The organism is Leptospira yasudae (assembly GCF_003545925.1).
Taxonomy (GTDB): Bacteria; Spirochaetota; Leptospiria; order Leptospirales; family Leptospiraceae; genus Leptospira; species Leptospira yasudae.
This window is the reverse complement of the sequence record NZ_QHCU01000005.1, coordinates 356,136-370,113: the sequence shown is the minus strand read 5'-3', so window position 1 is coordinate 370,113 and position 13,978 is coordinate 356,136. Positions and strand designations below refer to the sequence as shown.

At 45.3% G+C, this 13,978-nt stretch carries 10 protein-coding genes and 1 pseudogene; 9 read left to right on the top strand and 2 right to left on the bottom strand.

The window, feature by feature from the left end; translation table 11 throughout:
* Window positions 1-76 precede the first annotated feature (76 nt).
* The 9 genes and pseudogenes from DLM76_RS22175 to DLM76_RS15870 all read left to right on the top strand — a co-directional run.
* Window positions 77-523, top strand: a pseudogene (locus tag DLM76_RS22175) (PAS domain-containing sensor histidine kinase); the annotation flags it as partial.
* Complete coding sequence (locus DLM76_RS15905; protein ID WP_118965794.1) at window positions 486-1,745, top strand: hybrid sensor histidine kinase/response regulator; 1,260 nt, start codon at window positions 486-488, stop codon at window positions 1,743-1,745. The pseudogene DLM76_RS22175 and the gene DLM76_RS15905, both read left to right, overlap by 38 nt.
* Window positions 1,746-1,759: 14 nt before the next feature.
* The gene (locus tag DLM76_RS15900) at window positions 1,760-2,122 is read left to right on the top strand and encodes a response regulator (protein ID WP_118956576.1); all 363 of its coding nucleotides are present in this window, start codon (window positions 1,760-1,762) and stop codon (window positions 2,120-2,122) included.
* Window positions 2,123-2,128: 6 nt separating this feature from the next.
* On the top strand, window positions 2,129-2,521 hold the full coding sequence (locus tag DLM76_RS15895) for an STAS domain-containing protein (protein ID WP_118965793.1): 393 nt from the start codon (window positions 2,129-2,131) through the stop codon (window positions 2,519-2,521).
* A 2-nt stretch (window positions 2,522-2,523) separates the two neighbouring features.
* The gene (locus DLM76_RS15890) at window positions 2,524-4,686 is read left to right on the top strand and encodes a chemotaxis protein CheA (RefSeq protein ID WP_118965792.1); all 2,163 of its coding nucleotides are present in this window, start codon (window positions 2,524-2,526) and stop codon (window positions 4,684-4,686) included.
* Window positions 4,687-4,730: 44 nt separating this feature from the next.
* Entirely contained in the window at window positions 4,731-7,259 is a 2,529-nt protein-coding gene (locus DLM76_RS15885) for a methyl-accepting chemotaxis protein (RefSeq protein ID WP_118965791.1), read from the top strand.
* A gap of 12 nt (window positions 7,260-7,271) precedes the next feature.
* The gene (locus DLM76_RS15880) at window positions 7,272-7,787 is read left to right on the top strand and encodes a chemotaxis protein CheW (protein ID WP_118965790.1); all 516 of its coding nucleotides are present in this window, start codon (window positions 7,272-7,274) and stop codon (window positions 7,785-7,787) included.
* Window positions 7,784-8,287, top strand: a complete 504-nt coding sequence (locus DLM76_RS15875; protein ID WP_118956581.1) for a chemotaxis protein CheD — start codon at window positions 7,784-7,786, stop codon at window positions 8,285-8,287. The genes DLM76_RS15880 and DLM76_RS15875 overlap by 4 nt, the downstream gene beginning before the upstream one ends.
* Window positions 8,284-9,333: a protein-glutamate methylesterase/protein-glutamine glutaminase gene (locus tag DLM76_RS15870; RefSeq protein WP_118956582.1), complete on the top strand. Its 1,050-nt coding sequence runs from the start codon at window positions 8,284-8,286 to the stop codon at window positions 9,331-9,333. The genes DLM76_RS15875 and DLM76_RS15870 overlap by 4 nt, the downstream gene beginning before the upstream one ends.
* A 158-nt stretch (window positions 9,334-9,491) precedes the next feature.
* Here DLM76_RS15870 and DLM76_RS15865 read toward each other — a convergent pair whose 3' ends face one another.
* Window positions 9,492-12,239 (bottom strand): ATP-binding protein, encoded by a 2,748-nt coding sequence (locus DLM76_RS15865; RefSeq protein WP_118965789.1) that lies wholly within the window; start codon window positions 12,237-12,239, stop codon window positions 9,492-9,494.
* A 5-nt stretch (window positions 12,240-12,244) separates the two neighbouring features.
* Window positions 12,245-13,897, bottom strand: coding sequence for an acyl-CoA carboxylase subunit beta (locus tag DLM76_RS15860; protein WP_118956584.1), 1,653 nt, complete (start codon window positions 13,895-13,897; stop codon window positions 12,245-12,247).
* Window positions 13,898-13,978: the final 81 nt, after the last annotated feature.

Below are 13,978 nucleotides of genomic sequence, written 5' to 3'. Positions count from 1 at the left end.
CCCCGGATTGCGCTCCGCGTTTTCGAGCGGGATCGAACAAAACGGATTGTATTCCGAAGAAGTTACCTCCTCCGCCGAAGCTGCGTATCCGGATGAACTCAAGGGTCTGAGCGTGATTCTCTCCATACAGGACAGAATCTATGCTCGCGCAATCGAAAGATATTTCATACATAACGATCAAGAATTTATTTCGCTCAGAACGGTGAAAGATTTTTCCAAAATTACACAAAAAAGCCTCGATTCCCATAGAATCTTGATATATGATACACGTCTTCTACTGGAGGAAACGGAAGTAGTTCGATCATTGAGAAATCTTTTACTCGGAGAATCCAAGTTCAAACATCTCGTTCTTCTTGAAACCGCGGATATCCCTCTTCCGTTTCAGGAAGATCTTCTTCCTTTTTTTCCGGACTATACGATTCAGAACCCGTTTTCCCTAGACAAGTTGAAATCGATTTTGATTGAAATTCAGAAGGAGATATATCTTGGAGATCGAACTGAAAAAGAAGAATATTCTTCATAGGATTCCGAACGATCCGATTTTGATCGTAGAAGATAAAAAAGAAAATAGCATTCTTTTGGAAAGTCTCTGCGACGAACTCGGCGTTAAACACCATGTCGCGTCCAATGGAGCGGATGCCTTACAGATGATTCAAGATCGAAAATATTCGCTTTTTATTTTGGACTTGATGATGCCTGTCATGGATGGAGGTTCTTTTCTCTTAAAACTTAAGGAAGTAAATCCCAACGCAGTCGTATTGGTGCAAACCGCGAACGACAGCAACGAGAAGATCATAGAGATCATGAAGTTGGGAGTATTCGATTATATTATCAAGCCTATCTATCCTGAAATCTTTCTCAAAGTCCTTCAAAAAGCGTTGAACTACTGTTACTTAAAGAACATGGAAGAGAACCTCGCGGAAATTGAAGGACAAAAACTTCGGAGTCAACTCGAATGGCTCACTTATAAAGAAACAATTCGAAAATCGGACGGCGAATCGTTTGAAAAAAACTCAATTTATAGTCTTAAAACTTCACTTTCTCAAGGAAGCGGAATTGGAGCGATGACCAGCCTATTGGATATGATTGATTCGGTAAAGATCGCCGAAGGCGGATATTACAAGGTAGACAAAGAGATTTTGGATTTGCTTTTCGCCAACAACCAGATAACGAAAAATATGCTTTCCGGTTTGGAAAAACTTCTAAACTTGATCGATGATAATTTCGTGTCGCAGACGATTTCAACGAAGGACGTCATCGATAAGATTGCGGAAATTCCGGAACCACTCAGCGCCTTCCTTCTCGCGAAAAGAAATTCCGTCAATCTACCGGTATTTAAAAGAGAATATAAGGTAAATGTAAATCTTCCTTTGCTCCACTTGGCGATGGAGGAATTGTTTCTCAACGCGTATAAATATTCCTCGGCGAACTCCCCTATCGAAATCTTTACGAACATCAATCAAAGCTATTTTTGTATTACTTTCAAGAATCGCGTGGATGCAAAACCTTACGGAGGAATTCCGGAAAAATTCGAGCAGCTAGTTATTCAGCCGTTTTTTCGAATTTATCCACCCGTAGAAAGCGTGGGTCACCTCGAAAAATTCGGACTCGGTCTCGGACTTACCGCCGTGGATCATATAGTCCGCAAACATCACGGCTTATTTTTTATTCACAATGCGAACGACCATACTTCGGAAGAAGTGAGTTTATGCGTTCTTGCCGAAATCTTTTTACCGTTGGTTTAATTAAGGAGAAACAAATGAAACGCATTCTTATCGTGGACGACTCGGCGGTTTTCAGGAAGATACTCAATCTTCATCTGAGCGGCTCCGATTTCGATATCCTGGAAGCGGTGGACGGACAGGACGGTTTGAATAAATTACAAAACGATAAAGTCGATTTGATCGTAAGCGATATGAACATGCCGAACATGGACGGAATCACTTTCGTAAAAGAAATCAAGAAAGATCCGAAGAATAAATTTACCCCCATTATAATGCTGACTACGGAATCGCAGGAAGACGTCAAAAGCCAAGGGCTTGCTGCGGGTGCACGCGCCTGGCTTACGAAACCGTTTTCACCGGAAGAATTGGTGCAAACCATTCATAAGCTTCTCCCTTAAAAATATATGCCGTTTTCATTATTTACAAACCGGGCTGAAGAGGAATTCGAGGGGTCGATCGCGGTAGGATTCAGGTTGAATCTGGAAGGAGAACTTACTATCTATGAAGCCTCCGAGTTGAAGGACAAACTCGACGTTATTCGAAAGGGTTTGTACTCTTTTTTGGAAATCGATCTGAGTAAGGTAACGAAGATGGATACGGCCTGCCTACAGGTCCTTTTGGTTTTGAAAAAGGAAGCCAAAAGGAATGAAACTAACGTGCGTTTGGTGAATCACAGTCATAGCGTTTTGCGTCTGATCGATCTCTACGGTCTTACCGGTTTTTTGAGAGATAAGATCAGACTTTCCAAAGATGAACTCAAGGAGTTTTCGTTCCGTTACGGTACGAGTAAAGACTGAGTATGGATCTTTCCGAAGTAAGGGATACGTTCATATCGGAATCGGAGGAACTGCTTTCTTCGATGGAATCGAGTCTTCTAATATTAGAAAAGGATTCGAAAAACAGCGAAGAGATTCATTCCGTATTCCGAGCAATTCACACGATTAAGGGAACTTCCGGAATGTTCGGATACGAACCGATCGAAAAATTCACCCACGAGGTGGAAACGATTTTGGACCGGATTCGTTCCGGAAAACAAATTCTTACCAAGGAAAGAATCGAATTCTTATTTTTGGCGTGTGATCACATCAGAAGTCTTGTCGAGTCCGTGGGAGACACTTTGGTTTTAGATTCGAAGATGTCCCGAAGACAAGTCGAACTTATGCTACTCGCAAAAAAGTTTCTTTCGGATACTGTTGAAAGCGGAATCCAATCCACTCATTCAAGCACAGCAACTTCTTCCGATCCCGCCGTTGAAAAACAAACGATCGGATCGAGTTCCCAATATTGGCAAATTACGCTAATACCGAATCTTCATCTATTCGAATCCGGGATGGATCCTTATACTTTCATAAAATATCTATCTCAATCCGGTAAGATCAAACACGTCTTCGTTTATCCGGAGTCGATTCCCGACTGGAAGGATTTTAATCCGGAACATTTATATCTAGGTTTCGAAATCTCATACGAAACCTCTTCCCAAGGCGAAGAGATCGAATCGACACTTCAATTTTTAAGGGAAGGCGGTTATATAAAAATCCTACCTCCCGGATGTGGGCTGGATCGATTCGAGGAAAATTGCAATGATTTTCCTTTCGGAAAGAACGTGTATCTGAACGCGCTTGAGATTCAGAAGGTTTTAAGCGCGGAAGAGATCGAAACCTTGATTCAATCCGCAGGAAATACGAAAAAGCCCTCTTCTCCCGATCATAAGTCCGTATCGAACGAAACAGCAACTTCCACTTCAGAGAATGGAAAAGAATCGGAAGCCTTAAAGATGCAAACGAAGACTCTGCGGGTCGATTCTGCTAAGATAGACACCCTGATAAGTCTTGTCGGTGAATTGATCACTCAAGAGGCGAATCTCAGTAGAAAGGTCGTCGATACGGGAGATGTACAGTTAATCGAAGGCTCCGAATCCTTATATCGACTCGTAAGTGAAATCCGCGAGTTCGCATTGAGTCTGCGTATGGTTCCGATCGCGGATTTATTCGAGAAATACAAACGTGTCGTGCGCGATCTTTCGAAAGAATTGAATAAGCGAGTCGAACTGGAGATTTTCGGAGGTGAGACCGAACTGGATCGATCCGTTATAGAGAAGATCGCAGATCCGATCGTTCATATTCTTAGAAACGCGCTTGATCACGGACTTGAAACTTCCGAAGAGCGGATTCGAAAAGGCAAGCCCGAAATCGGTAAGCTTAGAATTCAGGCCAGCCACGGGACCGGAAGCATCTTGATTGAGATCAGCGATGACGGAAAAGGACTTGATAGCGAACGGATTTTGGAAAAGGCGATTTCCAAAGGATTGATCGCAAAGGATCAAATCCTATCCGAGTCGGAAATATATTCTTTAATCTTTCAACCCGGTTTTTCGACGGCAGAACAAGTAACCAATCTCTCCGGAAGAGGCGTAGGTATGGACGTGGTTCTTAGGAACATCGAATCTTTGCGCGGAACCGTTCAGATTCAAAGCGTAAAAGACGGCGGAAGCTCTTTTTTAATCCGACTTCCTCTGACTCTCGCGATCATAGACGGATTTTTAATCAAGGCTTCGGGAACCTACTTCATCGTTCCGATGCAAATGGTTCGTGAAACGGTCGAGTCCAAAGTCGTTTTAAACGGCTCATCCTCGGGAACAATGAATCTTAGGGGAGAACTTCTTCCGGTTTTGAATCTTTCCGGATTTCTTTCTTTGGAAAGAGAGGAATCAGAAAAAGAGAATATATTGGTTTTAGAATATGAAGATAAATCTTTCGGTATCGTAGTCAACGGACTTCACGGAGAAGTTCAATCGGTGATACGACCTATGGCCGAAATATTCAAGAATATTAAAGTATTTAGCGGCACTTCCATTTTGGGAAGCGGAGAAATCGCGTTTATATTGGACGTTCCGGGCTTATACAACACGATTCGGGATCAGGAACAGAATAAAAACCGGGAGCTTGCGACGCGGGCGGTTTGATTTATTTGGATTCATTTTAAGTATTTTGAATATGGAGAAATTTTATGTTTCGAAAAAATTTGGGAATTTGGATCGGATTGGCTATCACACTGAACGGATTCGTTTTTTTATCCGTACAGAATTTTCGAAATGCGATTCCTGAAAGCGGTTTCCACTCCGAGTCTGCAAAAAACTTAGAATCGGCGAAGCGTTCCGCGGAGGTTTTACTGAAAGCGGAGGAATCGTTCGGTAAATTCTCCCTAGATATCTCGATAGGAAAGGAAAAGGAACGTCTTCTTTCCGATTTGGATGAAATCCGAAAGAATTTGGACGCATTGCATTCTCTTCTTTCCGAAACGTATTCCAAAGGAGACGTTTCGCTTCAACGTCTGGAAAAAAAGATCCATTCCCTCTCCAATGCAACGGAACAAGTAAAGAATAAAATTTCAGCTTCGAAGGATTTAAAAAAAGATCTTCCTTCGTTTTTGAGCGCAGATTTTTCAGAGGATCTTTCCTCGTTTCGGGAAGTGAAATCGGAAATTTTGAGTCACTTTCTAAAATACAGCGAAACCACATCGGCGATTCCAGCTGCAACGGAGAATTCTTTCTGGATTACGATTGTTGAATATACCGTAATTTCAATCCTTCTGGTCGCCCTGCTTTGGTGGTTCAACCGCAGCAGTCAACGAATGATCCTAAATTTGGAACGCGAGTTTTTAAGGATGCGGACCGCCCTAGATAACGTAACTACGAATATCATGATGGCCGATAAAAGTTTGAACATCGTTTATATGAACAAGTCGATCCGCGCCATGTTTCAGACGGCGGAAGCGGATATCAAAAAGCAATTCGGCAACTTCGATCCTTCCAAGTTGATAGGAATGAATATCGACGGTTTTCATAAGAATCCGGCTCATCAAAGGGGAATTCTCGAAAAATTTACGGATACGTTCCGTTCTTCGATCAATATCGGAGGAAGAGCTTTTGACCTGATCGCAAATCCCATCATCGACGAAAAAGGGAACCGCTTAGGATCCGTAGTCGAATGGAGCGACGTTACCGAACAAAACAAAATCGCCGAACAAAGGAGCATCGAAAACGAAGAGTTGGTTCGGGTCAAAGTCGCCTTGGACAACACTTCCACGAACGTGATGATCGCCGACAACGAATTCAATATCCGTTATATGAACAAGGCGGTCATACAGATGTTTCAGTTCGGGGAAGCGGATATCAAAAAACAATTCGCCCACTTCGATCTCAAAGCGTTGATCGGATCGAGCATCGATCAATTCCATAAAAATCCGACGCATCAAAGAGGTTTGCTGAATAGTTTCACCACGGTTCATAAGGCCACCATCAAGATCGGCGTAAGAACTTTTGATTTGATCGCGAATCCGATTTTGGACGCGAGCGGTAAACGACTCGGCTCCGTAGTGGAATGGGCGGATGTTACGAACCAACTCGCAGTACAAGAGGAAGTGGAAGAGATCGTAAATGCCGCGGCTAAGGGGAATTTCAGCACCCGAATTTCCTTGGAAACGAAAAGCGGATTCTTTTTGAATTTGAGTCAATCGCTCAATCAGCTTTTGGAAGTAAGCAATCGAGGTTTGAACGAGGTTGTGGACGCATTGGAACGAATTTCCGCCGGAAATTTAACCGAAAAAATCACGAACGAATATCACGGAACTTTCGGAAAGTTGAAGGAATACTCCAACACAACGATGGATAAACTGAACGAAATCATCGGCGACATCATCGTTCGTTCTTCGAGTCTCGTGACTTCCGCGAGCGAAGTTTCTTCCACCGCCAATTCTTTGAGTCAGGGCGCTTCGGAACAGGCCGCGAGTGTAGAAGAAACGACTTCTTCCTTGGAGGAGATGACCGCGTCCATCGATCAAAACGCGCAGAATTCTCGTCAAACGGAACAGATCTCTTCCAAGTCTTCGAAAGACGCGGAAGAAGGCGGGGCATCGGTGATTGAAACCGTAAAAGCGATGAAACAGATCGCGGAAAAGATCAGTATCATCGAGGATATCGCCTATCAAACCAACTTACTCGCGTTAAACGCAGCGATCGAAGCCGCTAGAGCCGGAGATCACGGAAAAGGATTCGCGGTTGTAGCTTCCGAAGTTCGTAAATTGGCGGAAAGAAGTCAAAAATCCGCGAACGAAATCAGCAGTTTAGCAGGAAGTAGCGTTGCGATTGCGGAACGGGCCGGAGAACTCATATCTCAAATTGTTCCGTCGATTCGTAAAACGGCGGATCTCGTCCAAGAGATTACCGCCGCTAGCGACGAACAAGCCTCGGGCGTTTCCGAAATCAACAAGGCGATGGGACAATTGGATCAAGTATCGCAGCAGAATGCATCCGCTTCGGAAGAATTGGCCGCCATTTCAGAGGAGATGAACGCACAAGCGGAACAGCTGAGAGAGTCCGTCTTGTTCTTTAAGATATTGGAAACGGACGGAAAACGAATGACCAACGGAGGAGGAATCTTAAAGAGTTCTTCGGCAAGTTTAAAACGGGAAACTGCGAAACCGAAAGCGGACGCTACGCGAGTATCCACTCTTGCGGATAAGTTCGAAAAATATTGAAGAGGAAGACGAATGAACTCCATGGAAGAAAATCAGTTTCTGACGTTTTGTCTTGGCGATGAATATTATGGAATCGGAATATTGCATATCAAGGAAATTATCGAATATTCCGGTTTGACTACGGTTCCGCTGATGCCCGAGTTCATACCGGGCGTGATCAATCTGCGAGGCAATGTGGTTCCTGTCGTCGATTTAAAGCATAAATTCTTTAAGAGTAAGATCGAACCTGATCGGAAAACCTGCGTGATTATAGTCGAACTTCATTCGGGACTAGACGGAGATAGAAAGGAGAAAACGGATTTAGGAATCCTTGTCGAATCCGTAAACGAAGTCGTTTCGATTTCGGGAAACGATATAGAGCCCGCCCCTACGTTCGGTTCCAAGATCAAAGTGGATTTCATATTGGGGATGGCCCGTCAGGAGAACGGATTTATCATCATCCTCAACACGGATAAAATTCTAAATCTGGAAGAATTGACTTCTCTGGAAGAAAACCAATCTGCGGAGGCGTTGGCAGAGAAAGCATGACGGAACCGGATATAGTTCGGGATTTGTTTTTACAACCCGGAGGCTTTTTTTGGGGGAGAAGAAATATTCGGATTCGAACCCTGCTCGGGTCTTGCGTTTCAATTTGTTTTTGGAATCCGTCGCTTTTGTACGGGGGAATGGCGCACGTTATGCTCCCTTCTCGTCCCGTATCGGATACGGATAATACTTTAAACGCGAAATATGCGGACGACGCGATCCGGTTGTTTTTCGAAAAGATCGAACAAACCGGAGGACGAAACGGGCAATACCAAATCAAACTTTTCGGAGGCGCTTCGATGTTTTCCAGCGACGAGGAGAAACTTCTGGAGATCAAATCGGTCCGAGATATAGGAATGAAGAACATACACTCCATTAAGGATTTATTAAATGCGAATCACCTCCCGATCACCTCCGAAGATCTGGGGGGATTTTCCCATCGGCGAATTTATTTTACTCTTTGGGACGGTGAGATTTATGTGGAAAGGCCGGAGTCGCCGTGATTCAGGTTTTTATCATAGACGATTCCGCGGTTGTTCGTCAGGTTCTCGCTCAAATTTTGAGTAAAGATTCCGAAATCGAAATTATAGGCTCGGCCTCCGATCCGATTTTTGCGGCTGAAAAACTCTCCGCAGTTTGGCCGGACGTTTTTATCCTCGACGTTGAAATGCCTCGCATGGACGGGATTTCCTTTTTGAAAAAGGTTATGTCCGAAAAGCCGACCCCCGTGATTATCTGTTCTTCCTTGGCGGAAAAAGAATCAGAAACCGCCGTTCTGGCAATGAAACTCGGAGCCATCGACATCATCGAAAAACCGAAGGTCGGATTAAAAAATTTTCTGGAAGAATCCGAAATTCTTTTCACCGATTCCGTGAAAGCCGCACACGCTTCCGGCTCGCGAATCAAACTTCATGCTTCTCAAAACGGGGATTCCAAATTTTTTGAAACTCACAAACAGACCAAAGCGGATTTTTCCAAGATCAGTACGACGGATAAGTTGATTGCGATCGGGACTTCAACCGGAGGAACGCAGGCGCTTGAATACATTCTTACGCGATTGGACGTTCATTGTCCCGGAATCGTGATCGTTCAACACATGCCTGAAAAATTCACCGAAGCCTTTGCGAATCGTCTGAATCAAATCAGCAAGATTCAAGTCAAGGAAGCGAAGGACGGAGATCGAATACAGCTCGGTTCCGCATACATCGCCCCCGGAAACAAACACATGGAGGTTTATCTAAGCGGCGCGCAGTTTCATATCCGTATTTTGGACGGACCTCTCGTCAATCGTCATCGGCCTTCGGTGGATATCCTATTCAACTCCGTGGCAAAGGTCGCGGGTAAGAATGCGAAAGGAATCATTATGACCGGAATGGGAAACGACGGTGCGAACGGACTTTTAAAGATCAAACAAACCGGCGCCGCTACGATTGCACAGGACGAAGCAAGCTGTGTCGTTTTCGGAATGCCGAAGGAAGCGATCTTGAAAGGTGCAGTAGATACGATTCTTCCTTTATCGAAGATAGTAAAGGAAGTTCAGAATTTTTGACTGCTCGCATGAAAAGGCAACACAAAATCGATCGGCGCACCTAACGTGCAAGTGCGCTCATCGTGTTATACCGTTTCGATCCCTTCGCTCTCCAACATAAAAAAGGCGAACCCGATTCGAGTTCGCCTTCGTTTTCTGCGATCCGCGAGAAAGAATTTTTAAACCAAACTGAGCGTAGTTTTCTTTTTTCGATCCGCGATTTCCGCTTCGGTCTCGATATGAATGACTTCATCCGGAACGATTTTGAAAATCGTCTGACCTTTGGAAATGATCTTTCCGTCGCTGTCGTTTAACAAAATCTCTTTCACGGTTCCGCTGAAAGGAGCCGAGATCTTGTTGAACATCTTCATGACTTCGACGATGAACAGAGGTTGTCCCGCTTTGAAATGATCCCCCACTTTGACCATCGGAGGAAGATCCGGAGCTTCTTTGGAATAGAACATTCCTCCCATCGGAGCCACGATTTCATCGGAACTCGCTTTCGGTGCCGGAGCAAGAAACTTGATGAATGCGTCTCTCGTTTCCGCCTTTTTGAATTCATCCGGAATGATCGCTTCCAATTTTTCATCCACTTCCAGATTGTAAAAACCTGAATTCAGTCCTATGTTTGGAAGAAGTTTTAGAAGTTCGAGTCCCGCTTGAAAGCCGTTATGCGAATGCAGAACGGAAGGAAGAGTTCCCGCATCCACGCCGGAAATGGATTTGCCTGTATTCAAAGTTGCAACCAATTCGATGGAGTCCGCGGCGATTCCGCTTCTCTTGGAAAGCTCCTGATAGAAAGAAAGAGCCTTTTGGAGAATTTCGTTATCGTGATCCCAAATCTGCTCCGAAGGAGGAAGGTTTGGATCCGCTTCCATATTCAAATAGTGATAAAGGTCCGCAAGAATGTGAATCGGGTTACGGAGCCATTCCACTTTTGAACCTGAAATTTTCCAGGATCGGTTTAAATGATAACCTAGGAATCCGGCTACGAGATGCGCGTCTTTGAGGATTTCTCCGATCGGCCTTGTAATCAAAGTAAGCTTTCTACTGAGAACCTTTTTGACTTCGGGAGAAGACGCTTCTGAAATCATCTTTTTCCAAGCGATTTCAAGATCCACGTCCTTCACGATTTTTTCCACCGCTCCCACTCCCGCAAGGTAGGAAATCATAAACGCTGTGGAAGGTTTGAACATCGCGTCTTTTCCGAGAATCCAGTTGATTAAACCGTAATGGACCAAAAGATTCGTGGACAGATCGAAACCTCTGAGTTCCGTTTTTCTCAGGATGTTTCCCAGTCGGATTAAATTGTCCTTACGGTTTTCTCCGTGAGTGATCAAAAGCGCAATGTTGGAATCGTAAGCTCCGGCAACTTTATAATGTACGAATAAATTCGTATCCGGGTTGCGGATGCTGATTCCTTGGTCGTCGCGAATTTCATCGGATAAAGGTTTGGACCAGTTCATAATGACCCCGCCAGCATGAGGTTGGATCGCTTTGTTGGTCGCGTTGATACGAACTTCGGAGCCCGAAGGATAACGGAGAATTCTTTCCGGTTTCTGAAGACGTTTTCCGTGAAGGGAAAGCAGCGCCATCGCTTCGATCAAACTGTCCACAACGAAAAACTCGTTGGCGTTTTCCGGATTTTTGAACTTCAAAGAATACACCATCTCGGTGACTCTGTGTTCCACCTGAATCCGAGTGTTCACTTCCATAAAGAAGTGATTGGTTCCTTCCACGATGGATTCGAAAGTCGAAACGCTGTTGAGTTTTACGGCGGCTCCGAACCGTTCGGATTGTTCTTCCATTTCGCGAAGAACTTTCAAATCTCCTTTGAGAACTTCCGCTTTTTTCGGTTGAGTTGCCGAACAAGCCGAGATTTCTCTTTCTAACAATTCCTGCGTAAGAGAGATTTCGAGAAGCTTTTGTTCGTGCATCTGCACCGAACAATCCCGCCCACCGAGTGCGAGACACCATTCTCCGTTTCCGATAAGCTGGATCTCGTTGTGTCTTGTGTTTTCGATGTTTAATTCGATGAGGAAGTTTTTGTTCGTTCCCGGAGCGGTCACTTTCGACTCGGAAAGAATTTCTTGAACCGCGCCTTTCACTTCTTCGATTTTGGAAACGACCCGTTGTCCTTTACCGCCGCCCCCGCCGATGTATTTAAAACGAATTCGATTCTTAGGATATTTCTCCCAGATTTTTTTCGTTTCCTTTTCCGCTTCCGCCTGAAGATCGGCGATCGTTACGAGTTCTACAATTTTAGAATATCCTAATTCTAGCAAGTTCTCCGCGTTCACTTCCAAGGGAAGAGAAGAATCGAACGTAAAATCGATTCCCTTCTCTTTTGCGAATTTTTCGAGAGCCTTTGCATCGGGTGCTTTCGCAAGTAACGCGAGGGAAGAAATGTTGTCCACACCCGGAGTGACGGAGACGTTGAGTTGTCTCGCGATTCTCTTTGCCGCGTCTTTAGAACCGGCCTGGTCCGCGACGTAGGAAGCCGGTCCCATAAAAACGATTCCGCTTTTTTCGATGGCGGAAATGAACTCGGAATCCTCCGCCATAAAACCGTAACCGGCGAAGATATGAGTATATTTATTGTCTTTGGCGATGGAGATGATCTGTTCGATTCTCTGAACTTTTTCTTCCTTACCGGCTCCCATGTAATCGGGAACCCTGTGGATATTGTTCGGAAAACGGAATCCTCTGAGCTCCGGAGCGAGCGCCATCGGATAAACGACCGAATCCTTTTCGGAAAGTAAAATTCCGTATTCCCGAATTCCGATCGAGTCGAAAATTTCCATTGCTTCTTTTCGGACCGGTCCCCGGCATACGATCAGACATTTGATCGATTCCAAGGAGAAGGAACGGATCCAAGCGGAATTGGATTGGTGAAATTGAATGCGATTGTTGTGAAAGTCGATCATGTCGATTACTCAAACTCCCTTTGAGGTCCGGACAACGGAGCCGGTTTGTAATGTCGGATTAAATAATCCAGGTTCTGGAAGAGAATGCTTCTGGTCGTTCCGGGAAGAACGATTCTGGAAACGGAACCGAGAGAAAGGGCTTCCTTCGGATTCATCAGTTCGCGTTCGTATTGTGTGGAAAGAAGCTGAAGTTTTTTGTCGCGGACTACGATCGCTTCTTTTTCGGACATTCCCTTCTTTACGTTTTCCTGATATTCTCTGTGGATCGCGGAAACCTCGTCCTTGTAGACGTAGTCTTTTCCGGCCGGTCCCATCACGGCGATTCTCGCCGTAGGAAGCGCAAACACCATGTCAGCTCCCACGTGATAGGAGTTGAAACATGCGTAAGCGCCGCCGAACGCATTTCGAATAATCAATGTTAAACGAGGTGTGCGGATGTCGATGATCGAATCGAGGAGTTTTCTTCCCTCGAGAACGATCCCGTTTTGTTCCTGTTCTTTTCCGGGTAAGAATCCGGTCGTGTCTTCGAGGAACACGATCGGGATGTTGTAGAGATTACAGAAACGGATAAAGCGCGTTCCCTTTCTCGCGGCGTTGATGTCGATCTGACCGGAGGAAACCGCCGAGTTGTTCGCGACGAACGCGACCACGTGTCCTCCGATTCTTCCGAAAGCGGTTACGAGGTTTCTGGATCTCTGAGGCTGGATTTCGAAATACTGACCGTGATCGCAGATGTTCTGCAGATACAACGTGATATCGAACGGAGTATTCATCCCCGTCGGAGAGTTGAACGTCTTTTTAAAAAGAATCTCTTCTTCGTAGATGAATCGATCCGTAGGGTCCGAGGTCGGATGGAACGGAGCGAAGGAATGATTGTTATCGGGAAGATACGAAAGAAGTCGAAGCGCGGTTCTAAGAGATCCCAATTCGTCTCCGGTTATGAGATCGACAACCCCGCTTTGTCCGTGAACCTTAGGTCCGCCTAAGTCGTCTGCGGAGATATCTTCTCCTAAGACGGACTTAACGACGCCCGGTCCTGTTAAACCGAAGAATGTGTTCTCGCATTGAATCATGAACGATCCCTGACGAGGGAGATACGCACCGCCCCCCGCGTTGAATCCGAACATGAGCATCAAACTCGGAACGACGCCGCTGATTTTTCTCAGAGCGGTAAACGCCTCGCTGTATCCGTCGAGTCCGCCCACTCCCGCCGGAACGTAAGCTCCCGCGGAGTCGTTCATTCCGATCAGAGGAATTCCGTGTTCTCCCGCCATGTAGATGAGTCTCGCGAGTTTGCTTCCGTTGGTCGCATCCATGGAACCCGCGCGGAGCGTGAAGTCGTGACCGTAGATCGCAACGTCTCTTCCGTTGATGTTTAAAATTCCGGTAACGAGAGAAGCTCCGTCGAGACTTTTGCCCCAGTTTTGATAGAGAATATTCGGTTCTTGTTCCGTAAGAACTTTGATTCGTTCCCAAACGGTCATTCGATCTTTCGAATGTTGAACGAGGATCCGGTCGACCCCTCCTCCCGCGAGCGGTTTGCTCAGGAGCTCTTTACCTAACTCGTTGGCCTCTTCGTAAAGACCGCGGGGTTTCGGAGCGTCAGGTTCGGACGTGGATTGGAATGGATTTTCCAGTGAGTATTTTGCTTCGGACATGCGAGAACCTTTAAATGGAATGAAATATATCCAGTTTTTAAAGAAAGGATTCTCGGGAAAGTTAAATTCGCATATGTTCCG

What these genes read in the sequence shown, in the direction of transcription:
- DLM76_RS15900 (WP_118956576.1), top strand. Translation starts at nt 1,760, where the DNA reads ATGAAACGCATTCTTATCGTGGACGACTCGGCGGTTTTCAGGAAGATA.
- DLM76_RS15865 (WP_118965789.1), bottom strand. Translation starts at nt 12,239, where the DNA reads ATGATCGACTTTCACAACAATCGCATTCAATTTCACCAATCCAATTCC.
- DLM76_RS15885 (WP_118965791.1), top strand. Translation starts at nt 4,731, where the DNA reads ATGTTTCGAAAAAATTTGGGAATTTGGATCGGATTGGCTATCACACTG.
- DLM76_RS15890 (WP_118965792.1), top strand. Translation starts at nt 2,524, where the DNA reads ATGGATCTTTCCGAAGTAAGGGATACGTTCATATCGGAATCGGAGGAA.
- DLM76_RS15880 (WP_118965790.1), top strand. Translation starts at nt 7,272, where the DNA reads ATGAACTCCATGGAAGAAAATCAGTTTCTGACGTTTTGTCTTGGCGAT.
- DLM76_RS15875 (WP_118956581.1), top strand. Translation starts at nt 7,784, where the DNA reads ATGACGGAACCGGATATAGTTCGGGATTTGTTTTTACAACCCGGAGGC.
- DLM76_RS15895 (WP_118965793.1), top strand. Translation starts at nt 2,129, where the DNA reads ATGCCGTTTTCATTATTTACAAACCGGGCTGAAGAGGAATTCGAGGGG.
- DLM76_RS15860 (WP_118956584.1), bottom strand. Translation starts at nt 13,897, where the DNA reads ATGTCCGAAGCAAAATACTCACTGGAAAATCCATTCCAATCCACGTCC.